Origin of the sequence: Teichococcus rhizosphaerae (assembly GCF_002631185.1) — a bacterium.
Classification (GTDB): Bacteria; Pseudomonadota; Alphaproteobacteria; order Acetobacterales; family Acetobacteraceae; genus Pseudoroseomonas; species Pseudoroseomonas rhizosphaerae.
In genome coordinates this window covers 65,274-79,968 of the sequence record NZ_PDNU01000007.1, presented here as the reverse complement: position 1 = coordinate 79,968, position 14,695 = coordinate 65,274, and the positions used below count along the sequence as shown (strand labels likewise).

At 74.2% G+C, this 14,695-nt stretch carries 15 protein-coding genes; 3 read left to right on the top strand and 12 right to left on the bottom strand.

Features of this window, described 5'->3' with window-relative positions; all coding sequences use genetic code 11:
• Window positions 1–23: 23 nt before the first annotated feature.
• The 11 genes from CR162_RS06660 to ddpX all read right to left on the bottom strand — a co-directional run bounded on the left by CR162_RS06660 (window position 24) and on the right by ddpX (window position 12,500).
• Window positions 24–1,247 (bottom strand): hydroxysqualene dehydroxylase, encoded by a 1,224-nt coding sequence (locus CR162_RS06660; RefSeq protein WP_099094755.1) that lies wholly within the window; start codon window positions 1,245–1,247, stop codon window positions 24–26.
• A complete protein-coding gene (locus CR162_RS22320; RefSeq protein ID WP_176559750.1) occupies window positions 1,244–2,878 on the bottom strand; it encodes a squalene/phytoene synthase family protein in 1,635 nt (544 codons plus the stop codon). Before CR162_RS22320 ends, CR162_RS06660 begins: the two co-directional genes overlap by 4 nt.
• A complete protein-coding gene (locus tag CR162_RS06650; RefSeq protein WP_099094754.1) occupies window positions 2,875–4,002 on the bottom strand; it encodes a glycosyltransferase in 1,128 nt (375 codons plus the stop codon). The genes CR162_RS22320 and CR162_RS06650 overlap by 4 nt, the downstream gene beginning before the upstream one ends.
• A complete protein-coding gene (locus tag CR162_RS06645) occupies window positions 3,999–4,829 on the bottom strand; it encodes a lysophospholipid acyltransferase family protein (protein WP_245870170.1) in 831 nt (276 codons plus the stop codon). The genes CR162_RS06650 and CR162_RS06645 overlap by 4 nt, the downstream gene beginning before the upstream one ends.
• Window positions 4,826–6,421 carry a phytoene desaturase family protein gene (locus tag CR162_RS06640; RefSeq protein ID WP_099094753.1) on the bottom strand — a complete coding sequence of 532 codons (1,596 nt, stop codon included), beginning with the start codon at window positions 6,419–6,421 and terminating at the stop codon, window positions 4,826–4,828. The genes CR162_RS06645 and CR162_RS06640 overlap by 4 nt, the downstream gene beginning before the upstream one ends.
• The gene (gene crtI / locus CR162_RS06635; protein WP_099094752.1) at window positions 6,418–8,007 is read right to left on the bottom strand and encodes a phytoene desaturase family protein; all 1,590 of its coding nucleotides are present in this window, start codon (window positions 8,005–8,007) and stop codon (window positions 6,418–6,420) included. The genes CR162_RS06640 and crtI overlap by 4 nt, the downstream gene beginning before the upstream one ends.
• A 144-nt stretch (window positions 8,008–8,151) precedes the next feature.
• Window positions 8,152–9,162, bottom strand: a complete 1,011-nt coding sequence (gene galE, locus CR162_RS06630; RefSeq protein WP_099094751.1) for a UDP-glucose 4-epimerase GalE — start codon at window positions 9,160–9,162, stop codon at window positions 8,152–8,154.
• A gap of 68 nt (window positions 9,163–9,230) precedes the next feature.
• Entirely contained in the window at window positions 9,231–10,037 is an 807-nt protein-coding gene (locus CR162_RS06625) for an exodeoxyribonuclease III (protein ID WP_099094750.1), read from the bottom strand.
• Window positions 10,038–10,357: 320 nt separating this feature from the next.
• A complete protein-coding gene (locus CR162_RS06620; protein ID WP_099094749.1) occupies window positions 10,358–11,164 on the bottom strand; it encodes a gamma-glutamyl-gamma-aminobutyrate hydrolase family protein in 807 nt (268 codons plus the stop codon).
• A 72-nt stretch (window positions 11,165–11,236) separates the two neighbouring features.
• Window positions 11,237–11,872 carry a LolA family protein gene (locus tag CR162_RS06615; protein ID WP_245870169.1) on the bottom strand — a complete coding sequence of 212 codons (636 nt, stop codon included), beginning with the start codon at window positions 11,870–11,872 and terminating at the stop codon, window positions 11,237–11,239.
• A gap of 79 nt (window positions 11,873–11,951) precedes the next feature.
• Window positions 11,952–12,500: a D-alanyl-D-alanine dipeptidase gene (ddpX, locus tag CR162_RS06610; protein WP_099094747.1), complete on the bottom strand. Its 549-nt coding sequence runs from the start codon at window positions 12,498–12,500 to the stop codon at window positions 11,952–11,954.
• Between the two features lie 126 nt (window positions 12,501–12,626).
• Between ddpX and tsaB the strand changes: the two genes are divergently transcribed.
• Both tsaB and CR162_RS06600 read left to right on the top strand, forming a co-directional pair.
• Window positions 12,627–13,292, top strand: a complete 666-nt coding sequence (tsaB, locus tag CR162_RS06605; protein ID WP_176559749.1) for a tRNA (adenosine(37)-N6)-threonylcarbamoyltransferase complex dimerization subunit type 1 TsaB — start codon at window positions 12,627–12,629, stop codon at window positions 13,290–13,292.
• The gene (locus CR162_RS06600; RefSeq protein ID WP_245870168.1) at window positions 13,285–13,734 is read left to right on the top strand and encodes a GNAT family N-acetyltransferase; all 450 of its coding nucleotides are present in this window, start codon (window positions 13,285–13,287) and stop codon (window positions 13,732–13,734) included. The genes tsaB and CR162_RS06600 overlap by 8 nt, the downstream gene beginning before the upstream one ends.
• Here CR162_RS06600 and CR162_RS06595 read toward each other — a convergent pair.
• Complete coding sequence (locus tag CR162_RS06595) at window positions 13,709–13,900, bottom strand: sulfurtransferase TusA family protein (protein WP_245870175.1); 192 nt, start codon at window positions 13,898–13,900, stop codon at window positions 13,709–13,711. The genes CR162_RS06600 and CR162_RS06595 overlap by 26 nt on opposite strands.
• A gap of 198 nt (window positions 13,901–14,098) precedes the next feature.
• Here CR162_RS06595 and CR162_RS06590 point away from each other — a divergent pair, with 198 nt between their 5' ends.
• Entirely contained in the window at window positions 14,099–14,545 is a 447-nt protein-coding gene (locus CR162_RS06590) for a MucR family transcriptional regulator (protein WP_099094743.1), read from the top strand.
• Window positions 14,546–14,695: the final 150 nt, after the last annotated feature.

The following is a 14,695-nucleotide window of genomic DNA, read 5'->3' as shown; positions in this document are numbered from 1 at the left end:
GCACAGGCTCCGGCCGGAAGGGTTCAGGAAAGCGCCCGCGCGGCGCGGAAGCCGGAGCGGATGGCAGCCTCCAGCGTGGCGGGCAGCACCGGCTCCATCCAGTCGCCGGCCAGGGCCAGGTTGGGCAGGGGCAGAACGGGAGGGGGCGCGGGCTGGTCCGGCGCGTGCAGCGGCGTCGCGCGCTGCTCCTTCACGGCGCGCCAGGGCGGCACCGCGTCGGGCCATCCTCCCGGCAGGCCGGCGGCGAGCGCGGCGCGGCGCAGCTCTCCCCAGACCTGCGCAGCCAGCGCCTCCAGCGGGGTTCGCAGCGCGGCGCCGGCGGCGCTCACCGTCACCGCCACGGCGCCCGGCCGCACCAGCACCCACTGCCCGATGCCGCCCAGAAGGCCGAGGAAGCGGGGCCCCGTTCCGCTGGCATGGGCGTAGTGCAGGTTCAGGATGGGCGCGTGCAGGACCGGCACGCGCAGCCCCGGCAGCAGCCGCGCGCTTTCCCAGGGTGGGGTGGCCAGCACCGCCCGCGCGCCGGGCGGCAGGACCTCGGTGCCGGCGGCGAAGTGCAGGGCGGCGGCGCGGCCGCCTTCCACGGAGATGCCGCGCAGCCGGTCGCCTAGGCGGATCTCCACGCCGCGCGCGGCCAGCGCCGCCAGGGCGGGCCGCACCAGGTCCGGCCCCAGCCCGTCCCGCGCGACATAGAGCCGGCAGGCGCCGGGGCGGCCCATGCGGCGCAGCACGGCGCCCAGGCGGCGCAGCCCGGCCTCCTCCGGCGTGGTGTTCAGCGCCGCCAGGGTCAGCGGCTCGACGAAGCCGCGCAGCAGCACCGGGTGCCGGGCGAAGGCCTCGGCCACCGTGCCGCCGCGCCCGGGGCGGGCGGCGGCCAGCAGCGCCAGCAGCCCACCCATATCCAGCCCCGGCGGCCGTGCGCCGCGCCGCCACCAGCCGAGCGGCGAGAGCGCCACCCGCAGCAGCGCGCCGCTTTCCAGGTCCAGCACCGGCAGCCGGTCCGGCTCCGGCGCCACCCAGCCTTGCCGCGCGCCGATGGCGCGGAGAAAGCCCAGCGCCGCCGGGTTGGCGCCGAGCAGGGCATGGGTGCCGTTGTCGGTGCCGTCGGGCAGGGCGCGGGCGCGGCCGCCGGCGCCGGGCGCGGCCTCGTGCAGCACCACGGGGCGGCCCTGGCCGGACAAGGCCCAGGCCGCCGCCAGCCCCGCCACCCCGGCCCCCGCCACATGGATGACGGAGGCGCCGCTCAAGGCCGCAGGGCCCGCAGCGCCATGGCCAGCTTTTCCCGCCGGCCGAGGCGCGCGCGCCGGCGCGGCGGCCGGAAGCCCTCCGCCCGCATCCGCCGCAGCAGGGCGTGGTAGCCCATCAGCATCAGCCGCGCCGGCTTCAGTTCCCGCGCGCGATGGGGCGGCATCAGCGCCGCCGCCTCGGCGAAGGCGGCCTCGGCGCGCGCGGCCAGCGCCCCGGCCACGGCGGCCAGGCGCGGATCGGCCACCAGTGCGGCGGCGGGGGCCCCGGGCGGGAGGCCGGCGGCGGCGAGGTCGGAAAGCGGCAGATAGACGCGTTCCCGCGCCGCGTCCTCGTCGATGTCGCGCAGCACGTTGACGAGCTGGAAGGCGTGGCCGAGCGCCAGCCCGTAGGCCTCCGCCTCCGGCGCGCCGAAGATCCGCACCGCCATGGCGCCGACGCTGCCTGCCACCTGCCGGCAATAGAGCGCCAGCGCCGCCGCGTCGGCGATGCGGCGGGCAGGCCCGGCATCGGCCTCCATGCCGTCGATCATGGCGTGGCATTCCGCCAGCGGCAGGGCGAAGGCGCCGCGCGCCCAGAACAGCTCGCGCGACAGGGGGCAGTCCGGCCGCTCCAGCTTGGCCCGCCATTCCGCGAGGGCCGCGCGTTTGTCGGCCTCGGGCATGGCGCCGTCGGCGATGTCGTCCACGGCGCGGCAGAAGGCATAGACGGCGTAGAGGGCGCGCCGCGCCGGGCCGTGCGTGGCCGCCATGCCGCGCGCGAAGGAGGAGCGGGCGCGCCGCACCCGCGCGCGCACCAGCGCGGCATCGGTGCCGCCCCGGCGCGGCGCGGCCAGCAGGGCGGCCGCCATGTCGGCGCGGGACAGCGCCACGCGGCCCGCCAGCGGGTCCGCCGCGCGCAGCCGGGCCAGCAGGCGGCGGGCGAGGTGCAGCGTCACCGCCGATTCCAGCGCCAGGCGGCGGCTCGCCAGGCGGCGCGGCAGGCTGGCGGCGCGGTCCAGCATCGCCTCCACCCGGTCGAGCGCGGTGTCCAGCACGGGCGCGCGGGCGGCGGGGTCGGCGAAGAAGCGCACCTCGCCGCCGGCCAGCGCCATCCAGTCCTGCGGCAGGTAGACGCGGTCCAGCGCGGCGCGGTCGGGGCCGAGGTCCTGCAGGTGGTTCAGGACCTGGAGCGCTGCGGCCAGCGCCCCGGCGCCCGCCATGGCCCCGGCATCCGTCTCGCCATGCAGGCGCAGCAGCAGCCGGCCCACGGGGGCGGCGGAGCGGGCGCAGTAATCCTCCAGCGCCGGCCAGCTCCCGTAGCGGCGCTGCGTGGCGTCCTGCCGGAAGGCCGAGAGCATGTGGCGCGCCTCGGCCGTGCCGGCGCCGCTCTCATGCAGGGCGCGGGCGAGGGGGAGGGCGGTGGCGGGGTCGTCCAGCGCCGCCTCCAGCCGGGCGAGGCGGGCGAGCTTCTCCTCCGGCGCCAGCTCGGGATGGTCGGCGATGTCGTCGGCGGCGCGGACGAAATGGTAGAAGGCCAGCACCGGGCGGCGCAGCGCCGGCGCCAGCAGCCAGGAGGCGACGGGGAAGTTCTCGCTGCCCGGGCCGCGCGTGGGCGGGCCGGCCAGCACCCCGGCGGCGGGGGAGGGCGTCACGCGGGGCCGGGAGGGCCGTAGGCGCGGCCCTTCCAGGCGGGGCGCCGGCCGAGCCAGCCGCCCAACAGCGCTGTCCACTGGATGGCCAGCGCCACGGCGACGGTGGCGGGGTGCAGCGGCACCGTCCACCAGAGCTCGCGCATCCGCGCCGTGATGGCAGCGCGCAGGCCGAGCGAGAGCAGCAGCGCCGGAAGCGCGGCCGGGGTGAAGGGCAGCAGCAGCCAGGGCAGCAGGTGGGCGCCGGCCAGCAGCACCGTCCAGACCGGCAGGCCGAGCGGCGTGGCCATGCCCTCCCGCGCGTTCTTCAGGAAGCCGTCCCACCCCTCGCGGAAGCCGCGATACATGCGGCAGCGGGCCAGCGGCGCGCCGTCCACCACCTCGGTGCGGAAGCCGCCACCCCGCAGGCGGCGGGCCAGGGCCAGCCCGTCATGCAGGATGCCGGGCTCGGCGCCATGGCCGCCCACCGCCGCATAGGCGGCGGCCTGCACCAGGACGAGCTGGCCGCAGGCGGCGGCGAGGGAGGCGCGGCGGCTGCCGGCGCGCCCGCCGCCCGGCAGGTAGCCCAGCATCATCAGGTTGATGGCCGGCACCGTCAGCGCCTCGCCCAGCGAGCCGATCTCCTGCCGCGGCACGCCGGTGACGAGGGCGATCTCGTGGTCCTCCGCATGCGCGGCCATGGCGGCGGCGGCGTGCGGGGCGAGGCGCACATCGGCGTCGATGAACAGGAGGTGGGTGCCGCGCGCCGCCTCGGCCAGCCGGGCGCAGGCATGCACCTTGCCGGTCCAGCCCGGCGGCAGGGGCGGGGCCGGCAGCAGGCGCAGCCGGCGATCCTGCCGCATCAGGTCCCGCACGATGGCGGCGGTGCCGTCCTGGCTGCCATCGTCCATCACCAGCACCTCGACGGCCACCCCCTCGCTGGCGAGGGCGGCCTGCACGCAGGCGGCGATGTTGGCCGCCTCGTCGCGCGCCGGGACCAGGATGGAGACGAGGGTGGGGCCGGGGGGCGTGCCGCGCGGGCGGCGCAGGCCCCGCAGGTTCAGCGCCCCCAGCACGGCCGGAAAGGCGGCCAGGCCCAGCGCGGCCCAGGCCAGGCCCTGGGCGAGCCCGTTCGCCGCCTCGCTCATGCGCGCGGGTCGTGCCGGGCGTCGAAGCGCCGGCCGCGCAGCAGGGCGCGGCCGCGCCGCCAAAGGTCGTAGATGCCGCCCATGCCTTCCCCTCCCTGCTCGACCACGCGGAAGCCTTCCGGCCGGCGGGCGATGGCGTCCCCGGCCAGCCGGTCCATCGTGCCGGCCAGCGCCCCGGCCAGCGCCGCCTGCCTTTGGTCCCGAGGCATGGCCTGCAACGCGGCCCCTGGCAAGGGCGTGCCGAAGGCGGCCAGCATCTCGGCCTTGCGCTCGCTCCAGAAGGGGTATTCCAGCGCCAGGGGGATGAAGGCGGCGTGCGGCGCCAGCTCCGGCAGCCGCACCAGCCCGGGCGCGACCGGCACCGGCCGCTCCCGCGCATCGGCGAAGCGGCCGGGGGCGTTCATCCAGAGCATGTCGCGCCGCTCCGGCGCCAGCACCCGCCCGGCCACGCGCAGGAAGGCCACGGCGCCGCGCGCGCTGTCCTGCTCCACGCCGAACACGCCGAGGCGGCGCATGAAGCCGTAGCGGGCGAGTGCGGCCGCCTCCATCGGGATGAACATGCGCCGGCCCGGGAACAGCCGGCGCGAGAGCAGCATGAAGGCCACGCCGTCCCACCAGGAGGGGTGGTTGGCGAACACCACCAGCGGCCCATCGGGGATCCGCGGCATGCCCCATTCCGCCACCCGCAGCGCCCGCATGTGCCGCCGCGCGAAGCGGCTGAACATGAAGTCGTAGAACTCCAGGTGGCGGGCGGAGTGGAGTTCCAAGGGGTCGGCGGCGGCCGGGGGGGGCGGCGCCTCCCCCGGCCCGGGTTTCGCAGGGCTCATTCGGCCGCCAGCGGAACCCCGCGCTCGCCGGCGGCGCGGGCGGCGTCGCTCATGCCGCGCCCGCCGAGATCCTGGTCGAGCGCATCGGCGGCGATCCAGCCGGACATCATCACCATGGGCATGCCGGGGCCGGGATGCGCGGCGCCGCCGGCGAGGTAGAGGCCCTTCACCGCGCGGGAGCGGTTGCCCGGCTTGAAGGCGCCGGTCCAGACCCCGTGGCTGGCCAGGCCGTAGATGGCGCCGTCCAGCACCTTGTAGCGCTCGTGGATGTCCTGCGGGGTGAGGGCCTGCTCCACCACGATGCGCTCCTCGATGTCCTCCATCCCCGCCGTGCGCTTCAGCTTGTCGAGGATGGTGCGGCGGTAGGCCGGCAGCATCCGCTTCCAGTCCTGGCCGGGGCGCAGGTGCGGCGTGTGGACCAGCACGTAGAGCGCCTCGCCGCCCTCGGGCGCCACGGTGGGGTCGGTGGCCGAGGGCGCCGCGAGATAGGCGGTGGGATCGGGCGCGGGGACGCCCTTCCTGTAGATGGCGTCGAACTCCTCCTCGGCGTCGCGGGAGAAGACGAAGTCGTGGTGCGCCAGGTGCTCGTAGCGCCTGTTCAGGCCGAGATAGAGCACCACGCCGGAACAGGCCGGCTCGTACTTCTTGCGGCTGTACTTCGCCGCCGGCGCGCCGCCCACCAGCTCGCCATAGGTGCGGATGGCGTCCATGTTGGAGATGACGGCGTCGCAGGCGATGCGCTCGCCGCCCGCGCGCACGGCGCGCACGGCGCCGTTCTCGATCTCGATCCCCGTCACCTCGACACCGGGGCGCAGGTCGGCGCCCAGCTCGCCGGCCAGCCTGGCCAGCCCCTCGGCCACGGCGCGGGTGCCGCCCCGCGGGTACCACACCCCCTCGCTCGCCTGCATGTCGCCGATGCCGCAGAGCACGGCGGGGGCGAGGTAGGGGGAGGAGCCGACATACTGGCAGTAATGGTCCAGCATCTGCGCCAGCCGCGCATCCGGCACATGGCCGCGGATGACGCGGGCGACGCTCTGGCCCATGCGCAGCGCCAGCACGTCGCGCAGGGTGTTGGGCTGGAAGTTGGCCTTGAAGTCCAGCGTGTCGCCGATGCCCTCCACCGACTTCCAGAAGAAGAACTTCTCCGACACGTCGTGCAGGTGGGTGGCCACCTCCTGGAAGCGGCGGTAGCCCGCGCCGTTGCCGGGGGCGAAGCGCTCCATGCTCTCCGCCATGGCCGGCACGTCCTGCATCAGGTCGATCGCCGTGCCGTCCTCGAAGAAGCAGCGCCATTGCGGGTCGAGCCGGATCAGCGGCAGCTCCGCCTGCTGGTCGCGCCCGGCTTCGGCGAAGATGCGGCGCAGCACGCGCGGCATGGTCAGGATGGTGGGGCCCATGTCGAAGCGGAAGCCGCTATTGGCCCCCGCCGGGCTCCCCGCGCCGCTGGCGGGCAGGTTCAGCACCGCCGCCTTGCCGCCGAGCCAGGGGTTCTTGTCGAACAGCGTGACGCGGTGGCCGCGCGCCGAGGCCACCGCCGCCGCCGCCAGCCCGCCCAGGCCCGAGCCGATCACCACAACATGCGACGTCGTCATGCGACCGTCTCCTTTCCCTGCGCCATGGGCAGGCGCGTCTCGATGCCGCCCAGCCCGAGGTCGCGTGACAACAGGTCGGCGCTGATGCGCGCGCCTTCGTAGATCACCGGCAGGCCGCTGCCCGGATGCGTGCCGCCGCCCACGAGGTAGAGCCGCTCGGTGCCGCCGAAGCGGTTGCCGGGGCGGAAGTAAAGCATCTGGCCCAGATCATGCGCCAGGTTGAAGGTGGCGCCGTAGCCCACCGAGAACGCGTCCCGCCAGTCGAGCGGCGTCACCATCCGCTCGTAGCGGATGCGCGGCTCGAGGTCCGGCAGGCCCAGCATGGCGAGCCGCCGCAGCGCGAGGCGGCGGAACTCCGGCGCGCGCTCCGCCCAGTCGGTGGTGCCGCGCAGATTGGCCACCGGCGCCAGCAGGTAAAGGCTGCTGTGGCCCGGCGGCGCCATGGAGGGGTCCGTGGCCACGGGGTTGTGCAGGTAGAGGGAAGGCTCGCCCGGCAGCAACCCGGTCTCGATCTCCTGGAGGTTGCGCTGGTAGTCCTCGGCCAGCAGCACGGTGTGGTGCGCGATCTCGGGGAAGCGCCCCTCCACCCCGAGATAGAGCATGAAGGTGGAGCAGGAATAGCGCGCGCGGGCCAGATGCGCGTCCGACCAGCGCGGGCGCAGCGCGTCCGGGATCAGCTTCGGCGCGGCATGGGCGAAGTCGGCGTTCATCACCACCGCGTCGGCCATCAGCCGCTCGCCGCCCAGCTCGACGCCCACGGCCCGCTTGCCCTCGAACAGCACCCGCTCCACCGGGGCGTTGAGGCGGATCTCGGCGCCCACGCGCTCCGCCACGCGGGCCATGGCGCTGGCCACCGCGCCGCAGCCGCCCTCGGGGTGGAACACGCCGTGCTCGTATTCGAGAAAGGAGAGGATGGTGAACAGGCTGGGGCAGCGGAACGGGCTCATCCCCAGATACTTGCTCTGGAAGGAGAACAGCAGCCGGGTGCGCGGGTCGCGGAAATGGCGCTTCAGCTCGGCATCGACCGAGAGGTGCGGGCGCAGATGCGGCAGCGCCTTCAGCATGTCGAGGCCGAGCAGGTCGGCGGCGGAGGAGAAGCCGCGCTCCAGCACGGGGCGGAAGGCCTCCAGCTTGCCGCGGTTGCGCGTCATGAAGTCGTGCAGCCGGGCGGCGTCGGCGGGATCGAGCTTGGCGATCTCGGCGGCCATGCGGTCGAGGTCGGGGGTCGCGTCGATCACCGGGCCGGCGCCGCCGCCGAAGACCAGGCGGTATTGCGGGTCGAGCCGCGTGAGCGCCACCTCCCGCCGCAGCTCGGCCCCGCAGCTCGCGAAGATCTCCTCGAGGATGCGGGGGTAGAGGAAGAAGGTGGGGCCGAGGTCGAAGCGGTAGCCCTCGGGCGTGGTCAGGGTGCGGCTGCGGCCGCCCACCACCCCGTCCTTCTCCAACAGCGTGACCCGGGCGCCGCGCGCCGCGAGCAGCATGGCGGCCGCCAGCCCGCCCGGCCCCGCGCCGATGACGATGACATGCGGGCGGCCGCCGGGGCGCCCGCGGCCCGAGGGGGGAGGGGTGGGCAAGGAAGCGTTCATGCCGGCTCTGCGATCACCTGTGTGGTCCGCCTGCAGAGGTGCGGCGTGTTGGCGACTTGCCAAGGGTTACACGGATGAGAACGGGCCGTCATCCGCCCGCCACGCGCGGCGCGTGGCCGGCATGGCGGCGGGCGGCCCGGCCCGTCAGGCCGCCACCTGCGAGGCGTTGCCGCGAAAGCCGTTCGGGTGGGCGGCGCGCCAGGCATGGGCGGTGCGGACGATGTCCTCCAGCGCGGCGTAGCGCGGCGTCCAGCCGGTTTCCTCGCGCAGCCGGGTGTTGGAGGCCACCAGCACCGCCGGGTCGCCCGGGCGGCGCGGCCCGGTGCGGTGCGGCACGGGGCGGCCGGTGACGCGCTGCACGGTATCGATCACCTCGCGCACCGAATAGCCGCTGCCATTGCCCACATTGTAGCGGACGCTGCGGCCCTCGTTCAGCACGTCCAGCACGCGCAGATGCGCGTCCGCCAGATCGGTGACATGCACATAGTCGCGGATGCAGGTGCCGTCCGGCGTGTCGTAGTCGGTGCCGAACACGGTCAGCTCCGGCCCGAGCCCGAGGGCGGCGTTGATGGCCAGCGGGATGAGGTGGGTCTCGGGGTTGTGGTCCTCGCCCAGCCGGCCCTTCGGGTCGGCGCCGGCGGCGTTGAAGTAGCGCAGGCTGGCCGAGCGCAGCCCGTGCACCTGCTCGGCCCATTCGAGGCCACGCTCCGCCATCAGCTTCGACTCGCCATAGGCGGAAACGGGGCCGAGCCTCGCCGCCTCGTCGATCGGCAGCCGCTCGGGGAAGCCGAACAACGCCGCGGTGGAGGACAGCACGAAGCGCAGGCAGCCCGCGCGGATGGCGGCGTCGGCCAGGCCGAGCGTGTTGGAAAGGTTCTCGGTGATGTAGCGCAGCGGGTCGCGCATGCTCTCCCCCACCAGGGAAAGGGCGGCGAAGTGCAGCACGCCGTCGAACTTCCAGCCGGCGAAGACCTCGGCCAGCCGGGCGCGGTCGGCGAGATCGGCCACCACCAGCTCCACCCCCTCGGGCACGGCGGCGCGGTGGCCCTGGCGCAGGTCGTCGATGATGACCACCTCGTCGCCCCGCTCCACAAGCGCGAGGACCACATGGCTGCCGACATATCCGGCCCCGCCCGTCACGAGGAAGCGTGCCATCCAAAGATCCTTCACTGCGTAGCGAAAATGATGCGACGGGTCTTACCGCGACACGGCATCATCCCGCATTAAACATCCAGTTCAACAAGCACGGGAACATGGTCGCTGGTTTGCGTCCAGTTCCGCGCGGCGCGGTGGACCCGCCAGTCCCGCAGCCCGGCGGCCAGGTCCTGGCTGACCCAGATGTGGTCCAGCCTCCGCCCGCGGTCCGAGGCTTCCCAGTCCCGCGCCCGGTACGACCACCATGTATAGATCTTTTCCGGCGGCGGCACGAAGTGGCGGATGGCGTCGTGCCACGCGCCGGCGCGCTGCCAGCCCTCCAGCGCCGCCACCTCGACGGGGGTGTGGGAGACGACGTCGAGCAGCTGCCTGTGGCTCCAGACGTCGCTTTCCAGCGGCGCGATGTTCAGGTCGCCCAGCATCATGGCGCGGCGGGCGGGGCCGCGCGCCGCGTTCCAGGCCGTGGCCTCGGCGATGAAGTCCAGCTTGTGGGCGAATTTCGGGTTGGCCTCCCGATCGGGGACATCGCCGCCGGCGGGCACGTAGAAATTGTGCAGCTCGAGCCCGCCCGGCACCGCCAGGTCGGCCCCGAGGTGCCGGCAATCGCCCCTGGCGCACCAGTCGGGGTCGTCGGCCCGCACGGAGAAGGGGAGGCGGGACAGGATGGCGGTGCCGTTATAGCCCTTCATGCCGCGCACCGCCCGGTGCGGGAAGCCCAGCGCCTCCACGCCCTCATGCGGGAACAGCGCGTCGGGGCACTTCGTTTCCTGCAGGCAGATCACGTCGGGGGCGAGGTCGCGCACCAGGTCGGCCAGCAGGGGCAGGCGCAGGCGGACGGAGTTGATGTTCCAGGTGACGATGCGGAGGGTCGGCATGGCGCCTCGATAGGCCGGATGGCGCGGCACGGCTAGGCCGCTTCGCCGGCCCCTGCCGTGGGGCCCCCGGGCCCCGCCCTTCCCCCGCTCGGCCGAAAGGCGGCCAGGGGGAAGCGGCCACAGAAGGGGTGCCCCAAAAAGGTGGCGCCCGGTCGGGGGGGACCGGGCGCCTTGGGGGGTATCATTCCTTGACGGAATGGTCGGGTGAGCCGGAGGGGAACCGGTCAACCAATGCCAAAATGGCATTTCCCGACGGGAAGATAAGGGTTTTTTGCGCAACTCAAAAACGTTTGACGCGAAAACTTCGGCAGGGCCTGTTGCTATTCGGCCGCAAGCGTGGCGGCGGGAGCCATGTTGCCTGCCCGTTCCGCCGCCCAGCGCATGGCGGCCTGCCCGAAGGCCTCGAAAAGCCGGCGGGAGAGCGCGTCCTCCGCCCAGTCATATTCCGGATGCCACTGCACGCCGAGGGCGAAGCCCCGGGCATCCCGGACACGGCCGCCCTCGATGGTGCCGTCCGGTGCCCAGGCTTCCGGCAGCAGGCGTGGCGCCACGCGGGAGACGGCCTGGTTGTGCAGGGAGTTCACCGGCACGCCTTCCGGCGACCAGTCCAGCCCCCGCCAGACCTGCGCCAGCATCCCGTCCTCCAGCACGTGCACATTGTGCGCCTTGCCGGTGCGCACCCTGGGCAGCACCTGATCGACCGGCGTGGAATGGTCGAGCCGCCCGGGCAGGTCCTGCACCCGCTGGTCCAGCGCGCCGCCCAGCGCCACGTTCAGCTCCTGGAAGCCGCGGCAGATGGCGAACAGCGGAAGCCCCATCTCCAGCGCCGCGCGGATCAGCGGCAGGGTGGTGGAGTCGCGCGCCGGGTCTTCCGGCGTGCCCTCCAGGTGCGGCGGGCCGGCGTAGAGGCCGGGCGCCACGTTGGAGCGGCTGCCGGTCAGCAGCAGCCCGTCCAGCCGGGGCAGGATGTCCCGCACCACGGCATCGCCCGCCGCGGGCACCAGGATCGGCGTGCCGCCGACCGGCCCCATCACCACCTTGATGTAGTGGTCGGACACGGCGTGGTTGGGCATGGCGAAGGCGCCGAAGGCCTTCATGCAGCAGGGGATGCCGATCAGGGGACGCATGGTGCAAAGGTTGCGCCGCGGCGCGGCGCGATCAAGGCATTATTCGTGCATGGCGGTGGCGGCAGCCCTGCCTCAGCGTCGGCCCTCATTCTCGAAGAAGCTCGGATCGTTGAAGGTGAAGAGGCGGCGCGGCAGGCTCATCCCGGTCTCGATCTGGGTCAGCGTCACCCGCGTCTGGCGGCCCTGCCCGTCCACCACCACCCATTGGCGCAGCTCCATCGGGTCTTCCGCCAGCACCAGGGTGAGGCGCCCCTCGGCCGGGTTGTCCCGCCGCCGCAGCGTGACGCCCACGAAGCCGTTGCCGCGCTCCACCCCCAGCACCTCGATGTCGCCGCCGAAGCGCATCTGCGGCCGCAGCAGGAAGCCGAGCGGCGTCGAGGAGACCGGCACGATGCTGGGCTGCTTCAGCTCCCGGTCGTAGTGCAGGAACTGCCCGTCCGAGGCGACCAGCAGCAGCGGCTCCGGCGGGTCGTAGTCGAAGCGCATCCGGCCCGGCCGGGCGATGAAGGCCGTGCCTTCCGCCGAGCCGCCATTCTGCGCGATCTGCAGGAAGCGGGCGCGCAGCGTGGTGATGCCGTTCATGTAGGCCTCGACCCGTTGCAGCGCGGCGGCGGCCTGGTTGGCCGGCACCAGCTGGGCGGCGGCGCGGCCGGCCAGGAGGGAGGAGGGCAGGGCGAGGGTGGCGGCGAGCAGCGTGCGGCGGTCCATCCGCCCTATCTGGCGCACCGCCCTGCGCCGGAGAAGCCCCCCGCCGCGAAGTCTCGCGGCGAGCGCCGCGGGCAGGGCGCTAGATCGGCCCTTCCGGCACCGCGCTGGCGCTGAGCGGCGGAAAGGCGCGCGCCTCCGGCAACTGGTAGTGCCACCATTCCAGCCCGTAATGGTCCCACCCGGCGGCGGTCATCAGCCCCAGCAGCAGGGCGCGGTTGCGCTGGTCCTCCGCCGGCACGCCCGGATGCCCATGCGCCGACTCGGCCGCGACGGCATCGAAGCCGGTGCCCATGGGCAGCAGCGCGCCGCTGGCCGCATCCGCCAGGGAGAGATCCACCGCCGCGCCGCGTGGATGCACGCCGCCGCTGCGCGGGTCGGACACGAAGCGCTTGTCCTCCACCGCGTGCCAGAGCGCCCATTGCGCCTCCAGCGGGCGGAAGGCGTCGAACAGGCGGAGCTTCAGCCCGAGCCGCGCCGCCTGGTCGCGCGCGCGGAACAGCCGCTCCCGCGCCAGCGGCAGCAGCAGCGCCACGGGGCGGCGGTAGATCGGCCGGCCGGCCAGGTTGTCCGCCGTGGCGTACCGGATGTCGAGCAGGAAGCCATCGGCTTCGGTGACGGGCAGGAGCATGGCCGTGATCCTGCCACCGCGCCCGCCGGCTGTCGCCGGGGGGAGGGCAGGAGAATCCGCCCGCGCCGGCGGCTTTTGCGCGCCCCCGCATTCCTTCCGCCGCGTGCCTGGCCTATGGAGCGCGGCATGCGGATTCTGGCGATGGATGGCGCGCTGGCGCGGGCCTCGGCGGCGGTGTGGGTGGATGGCGCGGTGCGCGCCGCGGCCCTGGCGGAAGGCGCGCGGGGCCAGGCGGTGGCGCTGCCGCCGATGGTGGCCCGCGTGCTGGCCGAGGCGGGCCTCGCCGCGGCGGAGCTGGACGCGGTGGCGGCGGTGGTGGGCCCTGGCGGCTTCACCGGCATCCGCGCCGCGCTGGCGCTGGCGCAGGGCGTGGCGCTGGCGGCCGGCTGCCCGGCGGTCGGCGTCACCACCGGCGAGGCGCTGCGCGCCGCCCTGCCGCCCGCGCTGCGGGACGCGGAGGCCGTGTGGTCGGTGATCGACACCAGGCGCGGCCGCGTGCTGCTGGAGCGCTTCGCGCCCGGCGAGGATGCCGCCGCCGCCCCGCCGCAGCCCCTGGCGCTGGCCGAACTGCCGGACCCGGCCGGTCCGGTGGTGCTGGTGGGCGACATGGCGGAGGCCGCTGCGGAAGCGCTGGCCGCGCGGGGCATCGCCGCCCGCCTCACCGGGAGCCTGTTGCCGGAAGCGGGCGCGGTGGCGGCCGTGGCGGCGCTGCGCCTGGCTGGCCGGCTGCCGCCGCGCGCCGCGCTGCCGCTCTATGTCGAGCCTCCCGCGGTGCGTCTGCCCGGTGGCTGAGGAAGCCTCCGCGCCGCGCCTGGCCGGCGCGGAAGCCTCGGCGGCGCTGGCGGCGCTGCATGCCGAGGCCTTTCCGCCCGCGGAGCGGTGGGGGGCGGATGCGCTGCGGCTGCTGCTGGAGATGCCGGGCGCCTTCGCGCTGCTGGTGCCGGGGGAGGGCTTCGTCCTGGCGCGCGTGGCGGCGGACGAGGCGGAGATCCTGACGCTGGCGGTGGCGCCGGCGGCGCGGCGGCGCGGCGTGGGGGGCAGGCTGCTGGCGGCCGCGCTGGCCCGCGCCCTGGCGGGGGGCGCCGCCACGATGTTCCTGGAGGTTTCGGTGGCCAACGAGGCGGCGCGCGCGCTCTACGGGGCGGCGGGCTTCGCCGAAAGCGGCCGCCGGCGCCGCTACTACGCCGATGGCAGCGACGCGCTGGTGCTCAGCCGCCGCCTTTGCGGATCGTGAGCAGCACGCTGCCGTCTTCCGCCGCGCGCTGATCGAGAACCTCATGTCCCTGCTCGGTGGCGGTGCGCGGAACGTTGCGCGCCGGCTCCTCGCCCCGCAACCGGACCAGCAGAATTCCTCCCCTCGGCAGCCGGTCCAGCGCCAGCCGCGTGCGGACGAATGTCATGGGGCAAGTCTCGGTTGTGATATCCAGCAGGTGTTGAGGGAGTTCTTCTTGCGGCACAGTAATTTTTTGGGAGGGTTGATCTGTCAAGATTTCAACTCCGATTGCTGTTGCAGAAAGATGATGCGCGGCTATATGATCGGCAAAGTCAAGGCCGTAAGAGACGTCCGGGCTTAAACGTTTTTTTTGCGAGGCGTGGGAATGTCAGAAGAACAAGGCGGGCGCGAACTCTTGGGGCTGACGGCGCAGATTGTCGCCGCGCATGTGTCCAACAATTCGGTTCCGCTGACCGACGTGCCGAATCTGATCGAGCAGGTCCACCGGACTTTGTCTGGTCTTGGCACGGCTCCCATCGTCACGGCGGCTCCCGCGGAACGCCCGCAGCCCGCCGTCGCCGTCAAGAAGTCGGTCACGGACGAGTATCTGGTGTGCCTCGAGGACGGCAAGAAGCTGAAGATGCTGAAGCGGCATCTGAAGACCGCCTATGACATGACCCCGGAACAGTATCGCGAGCGCTGGGGCCTGCCGGCCGACTACCCGATGGTCGCCCCGAACTATGCGCGCCACCGCTCCTCGCTGGCCAAGAAGATCGGCCTCGGCACCAAGCCGCGCGGCACCCGCCAGCGGCGCGTCGCCGCCTCCGCCTGAGCGCGGGCGGGCCCGCCCTTCCGGGCGGCCGCCTTGCCTTGGCCGACCAATAATGGCAAGCCAGGGGCATGGCCGCCGGGGCGCGTGGCGCCATTCCCTTATGGCGCGCCCGGTCCTCGTGCCATAATGCGTGCCGGCTGGCGGCGGGAA